The 19,181-nt window shown below is 35.6% G+C and carries 13 protein-coding genes; 10 read left to right on the plus strand and 3 right to left on the minus strand.

The features are described from left to right. The first annotated feature begins 16 nt into the window (after positions 1-16). The 4 genes from tuf (at position 17) to CUN59_RS05600 (ending at position 4,804) form a co-directional block, all read left to right on the plus strand. Positions 17-1,246 carry an elongation factor Tu gene (tuf, locus tag CUN59_RS05585; protein WP_104386908.1) on the plus strand — a complete coding sequence of 410 codons (1,230 nt, stop codon included), beginning with the start codon at positions 17-19 and terminating at the stop codon, positions 1,244-1,246. 165 nt (positions 1,247-1,411) lie between these two features. After that, positions 1,412-1,729, plus strand: a complete 318-nt coding sequence (rpsJ, locus tag CUN59_RS05590; RefSeq protein ID WP_015113498.1) for a 30S ribosomal protein S10 — start codon at positions 1,412-1,414, stop codon at positions 1,727-1,729. 171 nt (positions 1,730-1,900) lie between these two features. Then, complete coding sequence (locus tag CUN59_RS05595; RefSeq protein ID WP_104386909.1) at positions 1,901-2,551, plus strand: LON peptidase substrate-binding domain-containing protein; 651 nt, start codon at positions 1,901-1,903, stop codon at positions 2,549-2,551. 168 nt (positions 2,552-2,719) lie between these two features. Beyond that, entirely contained in the window at positions 2,720-4,804 is a 2,085-nt protein-coding gene (locus CUN59_RS05600; protein WP_104386910.1) for a prolyl oligopeptidase family serine peptidase, read from the plus strand. Positions 4,805-5,036: 232 nt separating this feature from the next. On the opposite strand, the gene CUN59_RS05605 is transcribed toward CUN59_RS05600, so the two are convergent. Beyond that, entirely contained in the window at positions 5,037-7,661 is a 2,625-nt protein-coding gene (locus CUN59_RS05605; RefSeq protein ID WP_104386911.1) for a DNA polymerase III subunit alpha, read from the minus strand. 413 nt (positions 7,662-8,074) lie between these two features. Here CUN59_RS05605 and CUN59_RS05610 point away from each other — a divergent pair, with 413 nt between their 5' ends. Together CUN59_RS05610 and CUN59_RS05615 are read left to right on the plus strand one after the other, a co-directional pair. Beyond that, on the plus strand, positions 8,075-9,436 hold the full coding sequence (locus tag CUN59_RS05610) for a hypothetical protein (RefSeq protein WP_104386912.1): 1,362 nt from the start codon (positions 8,075-8,077) through the stop codon (positions 9,434-9,436). Further along, positions 9,433-9,633: a PDDEXK family nuclease gene (locus CUN59_RS05615; RefSeq protein WP_207765370.1), complete on the plus strand. Its 201-nt coding sequence runs from the start codon at positions 9,433-9,435 to the stop codon at positions 9,631-9,633. Before CUN59_RS05610 ends, CUN59_RS05615 begins: the two co-directional genes overlap by 4 nt. Positions 9,634-9,637: 4 nt before the next feature. On the opposite strand, the gene CUN59_RS05620 is transcribed toward CUN59_RS05615, so the two are convergent. Then, positions 9,638-10,456, minus strand: a complete 819-nt coding sequence (locus CUN59_RS05620) for a SirB1 family protein (RefSeq protein WP_104386913.1) — start codon at positions 10,454-10,456, stop codon at positions 9,638-9,640. 354 nt (positions 10,457-10,810) lie between these two features. Between CUN59_RS05620 and CUN59_RS05625 the strand changes: the two genes are divergently transcribed. From CUN59_RS05625 to atpC, 4 genes are all read left to right on the plus strand, one after another. After that, complete coding sequence (locus tag CUN59_RS05625) at positions 10,811-11,065, plus strand: TIGR03643 family protein (protein WP_104386914.1); 255 nt, start codon at positions 10,811-10,813, stop codon at positions 11,063-11,065. 25 nt (positions 11,066-11,090) lie between these two features. Continuing rightward, positions 11,091-12,593: a cryptochrome/photolyase family protein gene (locus CUN59_RS05630; RefSeq protein WP_104386932.1), complete on the plus strand. Its 1,503-nt coding sequence runs from the start codon at positions 11,091-11,093 to the stop codon at positions 12,591-12,593. A 676-nt stretch (positions 12,594-13,269) separates the two neighbouring features. Further along, positions 13,270-14,718 (plus strand): F0F1 ATP synthase subunit beta, encoded by a 1,449-nt coding sequence (gene atpD / locus CUN59_RS05635; protein WP_104386915.1) that lies wholly within the window; start codon positions 13,270-13,272, stop codon positions 14,716-14,718. Positions 14,719-14,819: 101 nt separating this feature from the next. Further along, positions 14,820-15,233: an ATP synthase F1 subunit epsilon gene (gene atpC, locus CUN59_RS05640; RefSeq protein ID WP_104386916.1), complete on the plus strand. Its 414-nt coding sequence runs from the start codon at positions 14,820-14,822 to the stop codon at positions 15,231-15,233. 101 nt (positions 15,234-15,334) lie between these two features. Here atpC and CUN59_RS05645 read toward each other — a convergent pair whose 3' ends face one another. Beyond that, complete coding sequence (locus CUN59_RS05645) at positions 15,335-19,090, minus strand: DUF7149 domain-containing protein (protein ID WP_104386917.1); 3,756 nt, start codon at positions 19,088-19,090, stop codon at positions 15,335-15,337. Positions 19,091-19,181 lie beyond the last annotated feature (91 nt).

Below are 19,181 nucleotides of genomic sequence, written 5' to 3' on the forward strand. Positions count from 1 at the left end.
AAGGAAACGAGTATACATGGCACGCGCAAAGTTTGAAAGAACTAAACCTCACGTTAATATCGGTACTGTTGGCCACGTTGACCACGGCAAAACTACTTTAACAGCAGCTATTACAATGACCTTGGCTGCTATGGGTCAAGCTGTAGCTAAAGGCTATGACCAAATTGATAATGCACCTGAAGAAAAAGCACGGGGTATTACAATCAATACGGCTCACGTTGAGTACGAAACTGAAAAGCGTCACTATGCTCACGTGGATTGTCCAGGACACGCTGACTATGTGAAGAACATGATCACTGGTGCGGCACAAATGGACGGAGGTATCTTGGTAGTTGCGGCTACGGATGGTCCTATGCCCCAAACCCGTGAACACATCCTCTTGGCAAAACAAGTAGGTGTTCCCAGTCTCGTAGTCTTCTTGAACAAAGAAGATATGATGGATGACCCAGAATTGCTGGAATTAGTAGAACTAGAATTGAGAGAACTACTCAGCAGCTACGATTTCCCTGGTGATGATATTCCCATTATCAAAGGTTCAGGTCTGAAAGCTCTAGAAGCAATGACCGCTAATCCTAAAACTCAGCGTGGTGAAAATGAGTGGGTAGATAAAATCTATGCACTGATGGATGCTGTAGATGCTTCTATTCCTACTCCTGAGCGGGATGTAGACAAACCATTCTTGATGGCTGTAGAAGACGTATTCTCCATCACAGGTCGTGGTACAGTTGCTACTGGTCGGATTGAACGCGGTATTGTGAAAGTCGGTGATAACGTGGAGTTGGTAGGTATCAGAGATACTCGCGCTACTACCGTAACTGGAATTGAGATGTTCAAGAAGAGTCTCGATGAAGGTCAAGCTGGGGATAACGCGGGTGTATTACTGCGGGGTATCCAAAAAGCTGATATTGAACGGGGTATGGTAATTGCTAAACCCAAATCAATTACTCCTCACACTCAATTTGAAGGGGAAGTATACGTACTCAAAGAGTCAGAAGGTGGTCGTAAGACTCCATTTTTCTCTGGATACCGTCCTCAGTTTTATGTGCGGACAACTGATGTAACTGGAACTATTACCGCTTTCACTTCCGATGATGGTGCTGCGGCAGAAATGGTGATGCCCGGTGACCGGATCAAGATGACAGTGGAATTAATTAACCCCATTGCGATTGAACAAGGTATGCGCTTCGCTATTCGTGAAGGTGGCCGGACTATCGGTGCGGGTGTTGTCTCCAAAATCTTGAAATAACACTCACCTTTTTGCTCTATTAAAAAAGGAGCGGAGATGAATCATAAAATCTCTGCTCCTTTCTATTCCCATAAACAATTTTAAATTTTGGATTTGAGGTGAAATTGTAACATCTAAAATCTAAAATCTAAAATCTAAAATTTACCGAACCTGGAAAACTTTCATATGGCAACTCTACAGCAGCAGAAGATTAGAATTCGTTTAAAGGCATTTGATAGACGGTTATTGGATACATCTTGCGAGAAGATTGTAGATACTGCTAACCGAACCAACGCTACAGCTATAGGACCGATTCCTTTACCCACAAAACGTAAGATATATTGTGTACTGCGATCTCCTCACGTGGACAAGGATTCCCGTGAACATTTTGAAACCCGCACCCATCGTCGGATAATTGACATTTATCAGCCTTCTTCTAAAACTATTGATGCACTCATGAAGCTAGATTTGCCCTCTGGTGTAGATATTGAAGTCAAATTGTAAATTTATCCTTCTTCAATAAGATCCCTAAGATCCCGGACTTTTTAGAAAAGTCGGGGATCTGTTTTGATGAGAAAATTTATTAGCCATAAAACATAGTGATAAAATATAAGCAAAGTATGGGGAAATTAGGGAAAAATATATTTTAAGAATACAATTTATACTCAAATAACCATGACATCTTCTTCTAAAATTGCAGTTCGTGAACTACCTCTGTTTCCATTGCCTGAAGTAGTTCTATTTCCTACCAGACCATTGCCCCTGCATGTCTTTGAATTTCGCTACAGAATCATGATGAACACGATTTTGCAAAGCGATCGCCGATTTGGGGTATTAATGATCGATCCCGTGAAAGGGACAATTGCTAACGTGGGTTGCTGTGCGGAAATTCTTCATTATCAAAGACTACCTGATGACAGGATGAAAATGTTAACTCTAGGACAACAAAGATTTCGCGTTTTAGAGTATATCAGGGAAAAACCTTATCGTGTCGGTTTGGTAGAATGGATTGAAGATCAACCTCCATCTAGAGATTTGCGTCCTTTAGCATCGGAAGTAGAACAACTATTAGGCGATGTCGTGCGGCTTTCGGCTAAGTTAACAGAGCAGGAGATTGAATTACCAGAGGATTTACCAGATTTACCTACAGAATTATCTTATTGGGTGGCTAGTAATCTCTATGGTGTAGCACCAGAACAGCAAGCATTACTGGAAATACAGGACACTGTGGCTCGTTTAGAACGAGAGGTGGAAATTCTCACTTCTACTCGTAATCATTTAGCAGCACGTTCTGTTCTCAAAGATACGTTTAATGAGATGCAATAATTTTATGCTATTGGCCAAGGCCAAAGTTGGCGATCGCCCTTTATGATCAGATTTTGGGCGATCGCATCATGAGGGATAGGAAAGGAAAACATCTGGTTTCCCAGAGTTTTTGAGTAGAGGAAAATCAAAGATTAAGATAGATAGAACACTCTTATCCAGATTCCATTTATGTCTGACTTGCAAAAACCCTTAATTTATCCCACCATTAGCCGCAGTAATCAAGTAGACGAATATCATGGAACTATAGTTGCAGATCCTTACCGAGTTTTAGAAGATCCAGATACAGAAGAAACGAAAACTTGGATAGAAGCACAAAATCAAGTTACCTTTACCTACTTAAACGAAATTCCCGCCAGAGAAGACATTAAACAGCGTCTTACCAAGCTTTGGGATTATGAAAAATATGGAACACCATTTAAAGAAGGTGATAATTACTTTTATTTCAAAAATGATGGACTGCAAAATCAAAGTGTTCTCTACACTCTCCCCACATTAGATGGACAACCAAGAGTATTACTTGATCCTAACAAACTTTCAGAAGATGGTACAGTTGCCCTTTCAGGAATTTCTATTAGTGAAAATGGTCAACTTTTAGCCTATGGTTTATCTATTTCTGGTTCAGATTGGCAAGAATGGAAAGTTAGAGATATTACCACAGGTGCAGATTTACAAGATCATCTACAATGGATTAAATTTTCTGGTGCTTCTTGGACTCATGATCATCAAGGTTTTTTCTATAGTCGTTATGATGAACCCAATGAAAAAACTAAATTAGAAGATGTTAATTATTACCAAAAGTTATATTATCATCAACTTGGTACACCCCAATCTGAGGATATTTTAATTTACCATCGTCCTGAGCAAAAAGAATGGGGATTTGGTGGTAGTGTAACCGAAGATGGCAAATATTTGATTATTTCTGTATGGCTAGGAACTGACTCGAAAAACCTAGTTTTTTACAAGGATTTAACAAATCCCCAGGGTGAAGTTATTGAACTAATTAACAAATTTGAAGCTGATTATAGCTTTATTGGTAATGATGATAATGTTTTTTATTTTCGCACAGATTTAAATGCACCAAAAGGCAAAGTCATTGCCATTGATATTCAAAATCCTACATTAGGAAATTGGCCAGAAATTATTCCTCAAGCTGTAGAAACATTAGAAAGTGTCAGCATTTTAAATAATCAATTTGTAGCTGATTATTTACAAGATGCCCACAGCCAAATAAAAATATTCGATCTGGAAGGTAATTTAATTAGAGAAGTAGAATTACCTGGTATTGGTTCGGTCAGTGGTTTTAGTGGTAAGCGTCATGATACAGAGACATTTTATAGTTTCACCAGCTTTACTACACCAGGAACTATTTACCGTTATGACATGAAAATTGGTAAAAGTGAAATTTTTCGTCAGCCGCAAGTAGATTTTAATGCTGATGATTATGAAACAAAACAGATTTTCTACACCAGTAAAGATGGGACTAAATTACCCATGTTTATTACCCATAAAAAAGGGATAAAATTAGATGGCAATAATCCCACTTACTTATATGGATATGGTGGCTTTAATATCTCCTTAACACCAAGTTTTTCCGTGAGTTTATTAATTTGGCTAGAAATGGGTGGAGTCTATGCTGTACCTAATTTGCGAGGTGGTGGTGAATATGGAGAAGAATGGCATAAAGGGGGGATGAAAGAGAAAAAACAAAATGTTTTTGATGATTTTATTGCTGCGGCTGAATGGTTAATTACTAGTAAATATACTCAACCTGCAAAATTAGCTATTGGTGGCGGTAGTAACGGCGGTTTATTAGTAGGTGCTTGCATGACACAACGGCCAGATTTATTTGGTGCTGCTTTACCTGCTGTGGGTGTTTTGGATATGTTGCGTTTCCATAAATTTACCATTGGTTGGGCGTGGGTTCCTGAATATGGTTCGGCGGAAAATGCAGAAGATTTTCCTATTTTGTCTGCTTATTCTCCTTTGCATAATCTCAAACCAGGAACAGCTTATCCTGCTACTTTAATTACTACCGCAGATCATGATGATCGCGTTGTTCCTGCCCATAGTTTTAAATTTGCTGCCGCTTTGCAAGCTGCCCATAATGGTGATGCACCTGTTTTGATTAGAATTGAAACTAAAGCTGGACATGGTGCAGGTAAACCAACGACAAAAATTATTGAAGAAGCAGCAGATAAATGGGGTTTTTTAGTCAGAGTTTTGGGAATTTCTAATTCAATCCCATCTAAGTAAAAACTTACAGCAGTTTGCGAAGGTATAAGGTATACATTTTGCGGGCAAGATGCCCGCACCACAAAAGTTTGATTATGGTTGTACCTCATTTGAATGAAATATGCTGTATTATTCCTTTTCTCTGTGTTCTCTGTGACTCTGTGGTTCGTTTTCAAAAAGAGTTTTGGGATTAACTGTATTGATTTCTAAATTCCCTTGTAAGAATAGAGATTTTTCTGCCTCTTGCCTTCTGCTATAAATCTGCCAATTGTAATAAATCTAATCCTTGGGTAAAAATATCATCAATGGGTAACATTTCCCCCTCTTGAGTCATAAATTTATGATCTTTTGTAGCGCGAATAATTACCCCATTTTCTAATAAGTATTCATACACTTCTTGCTGTCCTCGATGATGCCATTGGGCAATAGGTTGAGTATAAAGTATGCCATTACTATCAACTGTATACACCCGACATTCAATTTGTTTTTCGACAATTTCCCCAATCTCTAAAAACCCATATTCAACGGTTAAAATTTCTGTCTCATAACTTAAGCAATATTCGGCAAATTTCAACATATCCCCAAATAAATGTTCAGCAACTTGGGGTTTTACACCGTTTTTCGCAGAACCATCAATAAAATTTTGCTTTTGTTTCTCCATTTCTGCTACTTTCTTTTTACCCATAGCGCGACGGAGTAAATCAGCTTGTCCTAAGCTATAACCAGCCATATCTTGAGCAATTTTCATAATTTGCTCTTGATACACCATGATGCCGTAGGTTTCATTTAAGATGGGTTGTAAAATTTGACTATCATATTCAATTTCTTCTCGTCCATGTTTACGATTAATAAATTTAGGAATTAATCCTGCATCTAATGGACCTGGGCGATAAAGTGCGAGAATGGAAGAAATATCTTCAATATTGGAAGGTTTTAAATCCCGGACTATCTGTTTCATCCCAGAAGATTCTAATTGAAATATACCTTCTAAATCACCTGCTTCTAATAATGAATAAGCTTTAGCAACATCTTTGGGTAAACTGGTATGTTCACCTTTAGCTAAGATTTTTTGTGCTTTTCTTTCCTGACCTGTAATTTCATCTGGGTCAACTAGATAGCCTTTACTTTGTTCAATTAAATCAATGGTTTTTTGAATTAGGGTTAAGTTCCGCAAACCCAAAAAGTCCATTTTCAATAATCCCAATGATTCTAAATCTTCCATGAAATATTGGGTAATTACAGAACCATCATTATTGCGTTGCAAAGGAACAAGTTCATCTAATGGTTCTGCGGAAATCACGACACCAGCAGCATGAACACCAAAGGTTTTGTTAGTACCTTCAATTCGCATGGCCATATCAATCCAGTGCCGTACATGAGGTTCATTATCATATTTGGCTTTAAATTCTGGTTCGGGGGTTTCATCAGAAATCATCACTTTTAATTTTGTTGGTTTACCCCGAACTACAGGAATCATTTTCGCCATTTTGTCAGATTCACCGTAGGGAATATCTAATACTCTGGCGACATCTTTTAATACTGCTTTCGAGGTGAGACGGTTAAAAGTGATAATTTGGGCAACTCGATCAACACCGTATTTTTGAGTCACATAATCAATAACTTGATCCCGTTTATCAATGCAGAAATCTGTATCAATATCAGGCATTGATTTCCGTTCAGGATTGAGAAATCTTTCAAAAAGTAAGCCATGATGTACGGGGTCAATATTCGTAATTTTCATGGCATAGGCGACTAAAGAACCAGCCGCAGATCCCCGTCCTGGACCGACAGGAATATTATGATCTCGCGCAAATTTGATGTAGTCCCACACTACTAAAAAGTAGGTAGAAAATCCCATCTGTTGAATCATTTTTAATTCATATTCCAATCTTTCTTTATAGACTGGATCTACTTCGTTGCGAGATTTGCGATTTAATCTTTCTAAAAGTCCTTGCCATGCAACTTCTTCTGCATAGGTGTCGGCGGTATGTCCTGAAGGGATGGTAGGGGTAGGAATTTGGGGATCACCCATGATGTGATAGGGTTCAACTTTATCAGCTATTTCTTCTGTTGTCCCTATGGCTTCAGCAATGACATCATCGGGTAAATGATCACGGAATAGTTGCTGCATTTCTTCAGCAGATTTGAGATATTCTGTCCCAGAATACCGCATCCGATTATCTTCACTAATGAGTTTACCTGTTTGAATACATAATAAGGCATCGTGAGATTCTACATCAAAACAGGAGATAAAATGGGAGTCATTGGTAGCGATAAATTTAATACCTAATTCTTTGGCAATTTTGACAATTTCCACATTCACAATTCTATCTTCTTGTGAACCATGATCTTGTATTTCTAAATAGAAATCTTCGCCAAATACTTCTTGATACCATTTAGCGATTTTTCTGGCTGCATCTGGCCTATTACTAAGAATTGCTTGGGGAATTTCTCCACCTAAACAAGCACTGGTGATAATTAAACCTTCACGGTATTGTTTGAGTAAATCTTTATTAATACAAGGACGGGAAAAAATACCTTTACCTTGCACACCTTGGAGATGGGAAATTGTGGTAATTTTAACTAAATTTTTATAACCTTTGGTATTTTTAGCTAAGACAACTTGATGATATTTGGGACGACGTTCTTGTTTTTCAATATCACCATTAATAATATACATTTCATTGCCAATGATTGGCTTAATCGTCTTACTACGGCAGATTTTAATCAGTTCAACTGCACCATACATGACACCATGATCTGTAAGGGCGATCGCTTTCATTCCCAGGGCGATCGCTCGATCTACTAACTCTGGTAGTTGACTAGCACCATCAAGCAAACTGTAATCACTATGAATATGTAACGGCACAAAAGACATAGGAGACTTTAATAAAGTAAGAGAATCTTCAATATATCAGTTTTCACGTCAGCACTTTCAGCACCAGGAATAAGTCTTAATGTAATGATTTTAACATCATTTTTAGCATCTCCTTGACATTTTCATAGTATTATTGTACTATACAAATAGTCAGGGGAATCAAAAGATAGACTAATTTACCAATTTAACAGGATTGGCACATTCCTGGGGTGCGTCAGATATCAAGAACTTTGTTATTTACATGATTTATGCTGTCTGATGCACCCTACAACTAGATCCCCGACTTCTTTTATTTATTATGTCCACAAATTATCAATTGATGTCAGAAGTCGGGGATCTTATCGCTTACCTAAATCCTTAGATTTTGTACATATTCAATTGCAACCATCAATTGCAGATGGAGGGGGTTTATCATGTCACAAATAAATCACAAAATTTCCTTGTTAGAATTGATCGGAATTTTATCTCAATATCGTGATCATATCATTTTGAACTTACACAAATTAAAGGAAGATTACCACAGAACTGGTATTAAAAGAGTCCGAGGTGTGAGAGATACCAATGGCGATTTGATTAGTCCTTGGTTAAAAACAGAAGATATTTATCCTAGTGATTTTGTGCAAGTGGGTGTATTTGCTATAAATCGCAATACCGCGACTATTAATATGTTGATTAAACGGAAAGTAAAGTTAGTCAAATCTGAAGATCAGACACCGATGACTGAGGTTGCGGGCTTACTCACAAACGATTTGGATAACTTCAATAATTATACCATTGTTAAAGATGGAAAAGTCAATATTTCTACTTTAAATATCAAAATTAGCAATAAGAAAGTATTTGATTTATTGCAATCTAAAGGGGTAATTATTGCCGATAAATTTAATTTTCGTTCCGAGTACACAATTCAGTTAGACAATTTACCATTAGTTCCTTCTAATATCAATTTTGCTAGTGTGGATGGCTTATTTACTCAATTAGCAGGAGTCAAAGTTGTTATCAGTATTTTAGCCGCTTATTTACGCCATCAATCTGATGTATTTGTCAGTAACCAAATTGAGGAATTAAAACAGCATTATTTGTCAAAAAACCTCTACCTAAATTTTCCCACAACTCCAGAATATACAGAGAGTATTGATACCCATATCAGTTATAAAATTGAGTTTGGTAGTCATGATATTCTGAATTTGGGTAAATTATATTCTGCTAACCAATTTCTAGCTAGGAGATATGAAGTTTACCACTCAGAAACCGGAGAGATTTTCACAAAACCAACTTGGGACATGGTATTTAACCAAAATATTGCCGTCCGACAAAAAGCTATTTCTAAGAGAATGAAATTAACTGCCGTTGATGATTTAATGAAACCGATTTTTGACGATTTTCTCGGCATTAATACTAATGGCAAAGTTGGCGAAATTCTCAACCAAGTTGGTGAACATAGTTTAGCATTGTTATTATATGCTCAACACGCAGGTAAATCTGTAAACAAAGAAGATTTAATTGCATCTATGACTACAGCTTACCAAAAATTAGCTGCTGATGTTGAGCAAATTTACGAAGCCAATATTTCTCCTATAGTATTTTACATTGGGACAACGGGACTTTTACCCAATAAAATATCAGCTAGGGCGATAAATGCTGATGAGTTGGCTGCTAAATATCCTCATTTGCAGTTGTCAAAACATGAACAAGCTGGAACATTTTTTGAAGTTGGTGATACCATTATTAGCGTCTATCCTCAAGCTGAATATCACAGTCAGAAGTCGCTAAGTTGACTGGGAATATTTTACATTGTATTAAATATGGTTGCAAACTGGGATGGTTACTTGATCCAGATGATCGTTCAATTTTAATTTTTCAGCCGCAAAAAGAGCCAGAATTAAAATATGGAAAAGATGATTTAATTATTTTGCCAGAAATTAAGTTAAATTCAACAGTAGAAGAAGTATTTAACTGGTTAAAAATGAATTAGGACATTAAAAACTTAACTTATCTAGTAATTGGCGGATTACATCGCCATCTCTAGCATCAGGAACTTTGAATAGATATACTTGCAAATCTTCCGCCGCTTGGGAAAATTGTCCCAGTTGATAACATAATAGACCTCGATCTCTTACTTCTAAAATCCTCTCTGGGAATAATAACAAAATCCGTTCTACTGTGCCTAAACTTCTTTCTAAATCTTGCTGTTCCAGATAAATATATTTTAAATTTGTCAACATTCTCACCAGAAATTGCCGATTAGTGACTATAGATAAAAATTCAGGTTTTAGAGTTACTTGTTGGTGATAAATTTGAGAAAGTCTAGCTTCACAGTCTTGGGGAAACATCACCTCCCCACCATTAAAAGCATCCACAAAAATGCCTATATCTTTAATATCTGGACGAATGAGAAAATGTCCCGGCATTCCCACCCCCACCATGGGAAAATCAATCCGTTTTGCCACCTCCATGTAAACCAATGCTAAGGTAATAGGAATACCTGTTTTGCGTTCAATGACATCATTTAAAAAACTATTATGAGGGTCATAATAATCAATTTTATTACCATGAAAACCCAATTCTTCATATAAATATTGATTAATACTTTGAATGATTCGCAAGGGATAGCGAGAAGATGGTAAACGATCCTCTAACTCCATTGCCATGGTATCAAGCGCATTTAAGTATTCTTCTGGATCAAGATTGGGATATTCTTCCTGGGCAATATACAAAGCTGCTCTAGCTAGGTTAATATACTCGTCAGGTTGTTGAATCTCTTGGTAAAAATACTGTCGTGCCGACGAGATGTTCATAAGCAATAAGGATGAAGCGACTAAAGAAAAGAACAGAGTTTTTTGTACCTACTCCTATTTTAGAGTATTCGGGAGATTTATTTATCGTTTTCTCGTTCCTCGTCCCCAGTCTCCAGACTGGGAATGCTATCTTAGAGATTGTACCTTCCATATCTGTTCCCACCCAAAACCTAGGAACAAGAGAAAAGAGAATTAATATATAATGATCCTATTTGATTTGTCAACGGATTTTTTTAACTAACCACACAGGCGTAGAGGAACAGAAGAAGGAGTTGTTTACATCTTATTGACGATTGCTATAGTATGATAAATATAGATTTATAATTGTGTCATTTTTATTCAAGTTCTCAAAACATGAAACTACCCCACTTAGATACTGAAACCATAGATCGAATCATCGAAATGGCTTGGGAAGATAGAACACCATTTGATGTCATAGAAAAACAATTTGGACTTTTAGAAAAACAAGTAATTGCCCTCATGAGAAGGGAAATGAAATCATCTAGTTTTCAAATGTGGAGAGAAAGAGTTACTAAACGCAAAACCAAACATTTAGAAAAAAGAGAATTTATTGCAGGGAGATTTAAATCCCAAAATCAAAAAACATAAATTTACCGAAAATATAAAATTACCTATGATTGGAATTTGGATATTAGGCGATCAACTTTCCCAACAACAATCAGCCTTAAAAAGCTGTCATCATCAAACAAATACACCTGTAATTTTCATTGAATCATTACATCATATCCAAATCAGACCATATCATCGTCAAAAATTAGTGTTAATTTGGTCAGCAATGCGCCATTTTGCAGAGGAATTAGCACAACTAAAATATGTAGTCACATACAAAATAGCTACAGATTTTCAAACAGCACTACAAGAATGGATTAACATCAATCAAATTACCGAATTGCGGGTAATGATTCCCAATGATAAACCATTCACCCAAATAATTCAAAATTTACAATTACCTTGTCCAATCACCTTAATTTCTAATAATCAATTTTTATGGAGTACAGAAGAATTCACTAATTGGGCAAAAGGTCGTAAACGCCTATTAATGGAAGATTTTTATCGAGAAGGGAGACGAAATTTTCAAATTTTAATGGAGGATAAACAACCAATTGGAGGGCAGTGGAATTTAGATAAAGAAAATCGTCAACCTCCTAAAGGTAAATTACATCCACCTCCAGCCCAATGGTTTGCACCAGATGCAATTACTCTTGATGTTATAGACAAAGTTAACTCTCTTTCTCTTTTAACTTATGGAGAAGTAGAACCTTTTTCTTGGGGAGTAAATCGTCAACAAGCACTTCAGGTATTAGACTGGTTTATTCAACATCGTTTATCAGATTTCGGTACTTACCAAGATGCGATGATTACCGGAGAACAGACAATGTGGCACGCATTAATTTCTCCTTATTTGAATATTGGCTTACTCCAACCATTGGAAGTAATTCAAGCCGCTGAAACTGCATATAAACAACACCAACTGCCTTTAAATAGTGTGGAAGGTTTTATTCGCCAAGTATTGGGTTGGCGAGAATATATGTATGGTATCTATCATTTTGTAGATACAGAATATGCCGAAAAAAATTGGTTTCAGCACACCCAACTATTACCCGAATTTTTCTGGACGGGTGAAACAAAAATGAATTGTTTACACCAAATTATCACCCAGATAAAAAGTACGGGTTACGCTCATCATATCCAACGATTAATGGTATTGAGTAACTTTGCTTTAATTGCGGGAATTTCACCCCAAGCTGTAGAAAATTGGTTTCATGCCGTATTTATTGATGCTTATGACTGGGTGATGCAAACTAATGTAATTGGTATGGGTTTATTCGCAGACGGAGGAGTATTAGCATCTAAACCTTATGCTGCTTCTGCTAACTATATAAATAAGATGAGTGACTATTGTAAAAGTTGTGTTTATAATCATAAAGAACGGATAGGTGAAAATGCCTGTCCATTCAATTTCTTTTATTGGGATTTTCTGAACAGACACAGAGAAAAACTGCAAACTCAAGGACGAATGAGCTTAATCTTAAAACATCTAGATAAAATGTCTTCAGAAGAATTGCAATCTATCCATCAACAGGCTGAAAACTGGTGGAATCTTCATCAGAATTAATTAGTTTAGTGGATACAGAGTAAGTTTTTAAGCTGGGGAACTCATCCATGATCTTAGCTCCCCAAACTCTGATCAAATATCCTTTACCAGCATTAAATTGAGATGCGGAACTTAACTGAATTTAAACTCTTTCTTTGAGCTTGTGTTCTAGTATCTTCCCTTTTTTGTGGAATTCTGCTTATTGACAGGATCAACCAAATATGGCGTATGGTTTTCGGGCATTTTAGCGTGATTTTTTGATGCTTTGTGAGCGAACTGCTTGCAGCAGCACTTCGCTATTTATTTTGAATGGAAGTTAATCGCTAAAAGCCTGAAACTACGGATCTTCGTTTATACACATTGTAGTGAGTTTGTATAGTTCCCAGGCAACGGGGTTTAGCAATGCTAAACTCCTACCAGATCACCCACAGTTATTATAAAGTAGTTCTTCCTTATCGCATTTATCGTAACAAATATAAAATCCCTTGTCAACCCCCAATACTCTCCTTTTACGCTTTTTTTGTGAAAGTAATTTATTTTGCCGTTCCAGGATTTTCACAAAATCGGGGATCTCCTCTTAATAATGAATTTAAGGCAAAGAAGGGGTCATTCAATGCTAACCTAAAAAATGATATTGCTTGATCACAGGTCTGTAAAGAGCAACTCTCAAAAATAGCTTCCATCAATTAGGCGCAGCATGGTCACCACCGCAGAAAAAACAAACATAGGTTACATTACCCAAGTCATTGGCCCCGTTGTAGACGTTAAGTTCCCTGGCGGTAAATTACCCCAAATCTACAACGCTCTGACCATCAAAGGTATTAACGAAGCTGGACAAAATCTCAGCTTGACTGTTGAAGTACAGCAATTATTGGGCGACAACCAAGTTCGCGCAGTTGCGATGAGTACAACTGATGGTTTAGTTCGTGGTTTAGAAGTTGTTGATACCGGCGCACCTATCAACGTACCCGTTGGTAAAGCCACTTTGGGTCGGATTTTCAACGTTTTAGGCGAACCAGTAGACAACCAAGGTCCCGTAAATAACACCGAGACTTTACCTATTCACCGTGACGCTCCCAAACTCACAGACTTAGAAACCAAGCCTTCTGTGTTTGAAACTGGGATTAAAGTTGTGGACTTGTTAACTCCCTATCGTCGTGGTGGCAAAATCGGTCTATTCGGCGGTGCGGGTGTTGGTAAAACCGTGATCATGATGGAGTTGATCAACAACATCGCTACCCAACACGGTGGTGTGTCTGTATTCGCTGGTGTGGGTGAACGCACACGGGAAGGTAATGACCTCTACAACGAAATGATTGAATCTGGGGTTATCAATAAAGACAACCTCAACGAATCTAAAATTGCTCTAGTTTATGGTCAAATGAACGAACCACCCGGAGCAAGAATGCGGGTTGGTTTGTCTGGTTTGACAATGGCTGAGTATTTCCGTGATGTGAACAAGCAAGACGTATTGCTGTTCGTTGATAATATATTCCGTTTCGTACAAGCTGGTTCTGAAGTATCCGCTCTCTTGGGTCGGATGCCTTCTGCGGTAGGATATCAGCCTACCCTGGGTACAGACGTAGGTGCTTTACAAGAACGGATTACTTCTACTACTGAAGGTTCTATTACTTCTATTCAAGCTGTATATGTACCTGCCGATGACTTAACTGACCCTGCACCTGCAACCACCTTTGCTCACTTAGACGGTACAACAGTATTGTCTCGTGGTTTGGCTGCTAAGGGTATCTATCCTGCGGTTGATCCTTTGGGTTCTACCTCCACCATGTTGCAACCCAACATCGTTGGTGATGAACACTACAACACTGCCCGTGCTGTACAATCAACCCTACAACGTTACAAAGAATTGCAAGACATCATTGCAATTTTGGGTTTAGATGAATTGTCTGAAGAAGACCGTCTGACTGTAGCACGCGCTCGCAAGATTGAACGGTTCTTGTCTCAACCCTTCTTCGTGGCTGAAGTATTTACCGGTTCTCCTGGTAAATATGTGAAGTTGGAAGACACCATCAAAGGATTCCAAAAAATTCTTGCTGGTGAGTTGGATGCTTTGCCAGAACAAGCTTTCTACTTGGTGGGCGATATCAACGAAGCGATCGCTAAAGCTGAAAAGCTCAAAGGCTAATAGGTAATGGGTAATAGGTAATGGGTAAGAAATTTTTCCCAATTACCAATTACCAATTACCAATTACCAATCACCTAATTACTAAGTAGAAACTAAAGAATATGACTCTGACTGTTCGTGTAATTGCCCCAGATAAGACTGTCTGGGATGCCCAAGCTGATGAAGTAATTTTACCTAGCACTACTGGTCAGTTAGGTATCTTGAGTGGACACGCACCACTGTTGACAGCGTTAGATACAGGTGTAATGCGTGTTCGTGCTAGTAAAAATACTAGTTGGCAAGCGATCGCCCTTTTGGGTGGTTTTGCAGAAGTTGATCAAGATGAAGTGATAATCCTAGTCAACGGCGCTGAACGTGGGGATGTAATTCAACTAGAAGAAGCCCGCACAGCCTTTAATGAAGCACAAAATCGTCTGAATCAAGTTAATTCAGAAGACCGTCAAGCACAAATACAAGCTACACAAGCTTATAAACGCGCTCGCGCTCGTTTTCAAGCTGCCGGCGGTTTGGTGTAAATTGCATAAAGCATCAAATATTAATGAGGGTGGGCTATTTTGTCCACCCTTATTTATTGGTATTTTAATTTCATTAGCTGTATCTTTGGGATTTGTGGTGTTTATCCTTCTATAATTTCTATCTCTTCTGCTGTTAGTTCGTAAAGTTGGTAAACAAGTTGATTTATTTCTGTTTCTAATGCGGTTGTATCTGCTTTTGGATCTGATTTTTTAGCGGTGAGGATTTGATTAACTATTGTTTCTAATAACAATTCTTCAGTTTCCGTAGGTTCTTTAATGGGTAACATTTCAATTTTATACTTTTTCCATCTATTTGTACCCATTCCTGTAGTAGTTGAAATTTGGTTAAAATACCATTGTGATAGTTTTGAATTTAAAATTGCTAACAAATATTTAAGTTTTTCACCAGTCATTAAAAATGTAGTAGCTTCAGCATAATAGTTAGAGTCATCAAAAGCAAATTTGGGTTGATCAGAAATTTCACCCCAAACAATTTTAGGTTTATTAAAATCTTCTAAATAAGCACAGTTTCTTAAATTTGTCCAATCTTTACCCTGATCTTGTCTTTGTTCAATTTGAGGAAGAAAAGAAAGTAAATAATTATAAATAGATGGATAATTTTCTTTAACTCTTATTCTCTCGATGTTATTTTTTGCTACTCCATTATGTGTATTAATTAGATAAAACCCAGCAAATTCATAATAATATTTTTTTAAGTCTCTACCTCTTAAAATTGGCTGAATTATTTCAGCAGAATTAGAACCTTCAGCAATTAATTGATTTTTAGTTTCTTCGTTGATAATAAAAGCTGCATTTAGTCCAGTAAGCAAACCTCTGTTAATATTAATATCGAATTCTTTTAACAGCTTAGAAGATTGCTCTATTTTTAATTTCAAATCAGTTGTTTTTTCATTACCTATAATCCATTCTGATGTATTAGGTATTGTAAATTGAAAATAGTTTTTATCAAAATACTCATCTAATGAAGAACCAATCAGATAATTATTCGTTAAACTAGCAACATCAAAAAATTCATTAACTTTATCTTTTTTCAGGACTATAATATTTGATTCTACAGTAGCTTCCTCAAAAATTTGAATATCCTCAATATTTAATAAACTCTGAGGTTGTAGATTTTCAATTAAATACTTTTTCAGTGCATCACCATAAATAGTTCTTAACCAAGAATTAGAAGTAATGTAGGTTAAAAATCCTTCTTTTCTTAACAAACAACTTCCTCTTTCGTAGAACAAGCAATAAATATCTGAACCCTTGGTATAAGTTTGATAATTATTTTCAAAATAAGCAGTTTGATTTTTTTCTTTAATTTTAGATAGTGAAAAATAAGGAGGATTACCAATCATGACATCAAAACCGATAAAATCACCTTCATCATTTAAAACTTCAGGAAATTCAAACCGCCATTCAAAAGCATTTTGATAAATTTTACCACTTTTTTTATCTTCAATTTCACTATTAAGTTGATTAATTTCCTGTTCTAATTTTTCTTGCTTTTGTTGACGACTTTTTGCTTCTGCTTTACTTTCTGTAAATAATGACTTTTGATCTCGTAAATGACGAAGTTCTGCAACTTTTTGATTTCGCTTTTCTATATTCGGATCATTACTACTAATTTCTGTACGTATCTTACCTTTAATATCATTAATTAACCGCTCTATTTCCTGTTTTTGATCCTTGTTATCAGTGTGATGATAGGTTTTTATAGCATTTCTATAACTTTCAATATTCCAATTGCTTCTTTTCAAAATCGTCCGTAAATCCCAATTTAAAGGAAAACGACTGATTAAAGAATTTCCCGGTTTAATATTAATATCAATATTGGGTAAAGTTTCCAATTCCTGATAATTACTATTAGATGTGTAATAAGCATTCTTTAAAAGTTCAATCCATAAACGTAAACGACAAATATTGACAGAATTAGGATTTATATCTACACCAAATAAACAGTTTTCAATAATTATCTGTTTTTCATGAAATAGCGTTTCTTGGATGCGTCTACTTTCTGGATTTTTAGGATTATATGCAAAGGGTTTTTCATCATCATCTATAATAATTAACTCATCATTTTCTACTACTATATGGTAATCTCTTAAAGTTCTTCCTTCTTGATCAAGTAAAATTTTTAAATCACTTTTAATAGCAATAATTTCGTTTAAAGCTGATACTAGAAAATGTCCAGAACCCACTGCTGGATCACAAATTTTTAAGCTATTAATAATCTGATTAGCTTCTTTTTTATCTGTAATTCTATCATACAATTCATCAATATTTGCACAGTTCCAACCTTTAATTTCCTTAAACTTTTGTAACACTCCTCTGCGAATAGTTTCCCGACACATATACATAGTAATAAATCCAGGAGTGAAGAAAGAACCATCTTTATAACCGTTAATTTTCTCAAAAATTAACCCTAAAACAGCAGCATTAATTAAAGTTTTCTTTTCTTCTTGTATTTCTTCTGTACCTTCACTACTAAAATCATAAGCATCAAGAAATTGAAAAATATATTCTAGTGCTTTTAATTTTCCTGTACGTCTATTATCATGATTATCTTTAAGAACTGTATGATTAAAAATAGAAAGTTTGTCATCATTGAATAAATTACTAATCACTATGGTTTGATGTTCAATTTCTGATACTTCAAATAAAGAACTATTCAAATAAGGAATATTAGCAACAAGATGTTTAATATGTTGATCTCTTGCTTCTAATTTTTGAGATAAAACACCAAAAAATAAACGGTTAAGATGGTCAAAATTAGGAATTTTCCCTATATTGAGAAATGCAAAAGATTTATTACCTTGATGATAGTTAATTAATTGGGATTCTAATAATTTTAAAAAGAGAATGCGATTAATCCAAGTAATCACTAATTCTAAACTAACATTAAAAAGTCTCTCTTCGGTATTTTCTCCAAATTGTTCTGAATTTTCTAATCTATCAATCTTGCGTAATTCTTGCAACCGACTAATAGTATTTTCAATTAATGAACCCTGTTCTCGTTCATTAATTGGTTTACGCTGAATTAATTTTTTACTACCTTCTTTAATTTCCGTTAAACCAATGATATGCAGTAATTCACTATAAAAGTTTTTATTTAAACTATTGCTATCATTAATAACAGGTAGTTTCAATAAATGCTGTGGCGAAAATAGCTTAAATAACGGAATCAGTTTTTGATCATTTTCAGGATTTTGATGAATTAAATACCGTTCATAATCTCTAATATCAAAATGTGTAAAAACTAATTGATTTTGAATTTTATCTATTGCAGGTTGAGCAATTTCTTTATAAAAAAAGTCCGTGCGAGAAGTGGATAAACGTTTTTCTTCAAAATCAGTAAATTGCTTAACCAATTGTTTATTTTGAGCAAAAAAACTATCAAAAACTGCTGCATCAAAAATGAACCATTCATAAATATTAGTAGCAATTAAATATTTAATTTCTGAATTTTTATTGATAATTCGTTCTCGTAAAAAGTATAAAACTAATTGTTGTAATGCCTTAGTATTTAAATTATCAACCTTGAGCATTTCATTATTATTTACTTTTTTAGCTTCTATAATCACACCGACAGTGCTTTTAGTATCTTTTCCATTATAAATTACTAGGTCATTACTTGCTTTAATATTTATCAAGCAATCAGAACCATAATAGGTATTTTTCAAAAAATCAGTGAGAATATTTTTATGAAATTCCTCTCTTTCCTTTTCATCAATTTGATTAAGTAGTGTAATCAGATGCCTTTTAAACATCTCAAACTCATTTCTAATTGGTTTAATTCTCAGAAATGCTTTGTTTAATGCTTGTCTAGGTTTAATTTTATTGGTTATCATAATTCAATTACCAAAAATTATAATTTTATTATTAATATTTAGGTTGATACTGTAGCATGAATTAAAGGCAATAAATATATTGTAATGTTTT

Source organism: Cuspidothrix issatschenkoi CHARLIE-1, assembly GCF_002934005.1.
Lineage (GTDB): Bacteria > Cyanobacteriota > Cyanobacteriia > Cyanobacteriales > Nostocaceae > Cuspidothrix > Cuspidothrix issatschenkoi.

Excerpts from the sequence above, each read along its gene's own strand:
- tuf (WP_104386908.1), top strand. The coding sequence starts at position 17 with ATGGCACGCGCAAAGTTTGAAAGAACTAAACCTCACGTTAATATCGGT.
- rpsJ (WP_015113498.1), top strand. The coding sequence starts at position 1,412 with ATGGCAACTCTACAGCAGCAGAAGATTAGAATTCGTTTAAAGGCATTT.
- CUN59_RS05595 (WP_104386909.1), top strand. The coding sequence starts at position 1,901 with ATGACATCTTCTTCTAAAATTGCAGTTCGTGAACTACCTCTGTTTCCA.
- CUN59_RS05600 (WP_104386910.1), top strand. The coding sequence starts at position 2,720 with ATGTCTGACTTGCAAAAACCCTTAATTTATCCCACCATTAGCCGCAGT.
- CUN59_RS05605 (WP_104386911.1), bottom strand. The coding sequence starts at position 7,661 with ATGTCTTTTGTGCCGTTACATATTCATAGTGATTACAGTTTGCTTGAT.
- CUN59_RS05610 (WP_104386912.1), top strand. The coding sequence starts at position 8,075 with ATGTCACAAATAAATCACAAAATTTCCTTGTTAGAATTGATCGGAATT.
- CUN59_RS05620 (WP_104386913.1), bottom strand. The coding sequence starts at position 10,456 with ATGAACATCTCGTCGGCACGACAGTATTTTTACCAAGAGATTCAACAA.
- CUN59_RS05625 (WP_104386914.1), top strand. The coding sequence starts at position 10,811 with ATGAAACTACCCCACTTAGATACTGAAACCATAGATCGAATCATCGAA.
- CUN59_RS05630 (WP_104386932.1), top strand. The coding sequence starts at position 11,091 with ATGATTGGAATTTGGATATTAGGCGATCAACTTTCCCAACAACAATCA.
- atpD (WP_104386915.1), top strand. The coding sequence starts at position 13,270 with ATGGTCACCACCGCAGAAAAAACAAACATAGGTTACATTACCCAAGTC.
- atpC (WP_104386916.1), top strand. The coding sequence starts at position 14,820 with ATGACTCTGACTGTTCGTGTAATTGCCCCAGATAAGACTGTCTGGGAT.
- CUN59_RS05645 (WP_104386917.1), bottom strand. The coding sequence starts at position 19,090 with ATGATAACCAATAAAATTAAACCTAGACAAGCATTAAACAAAGCATTT.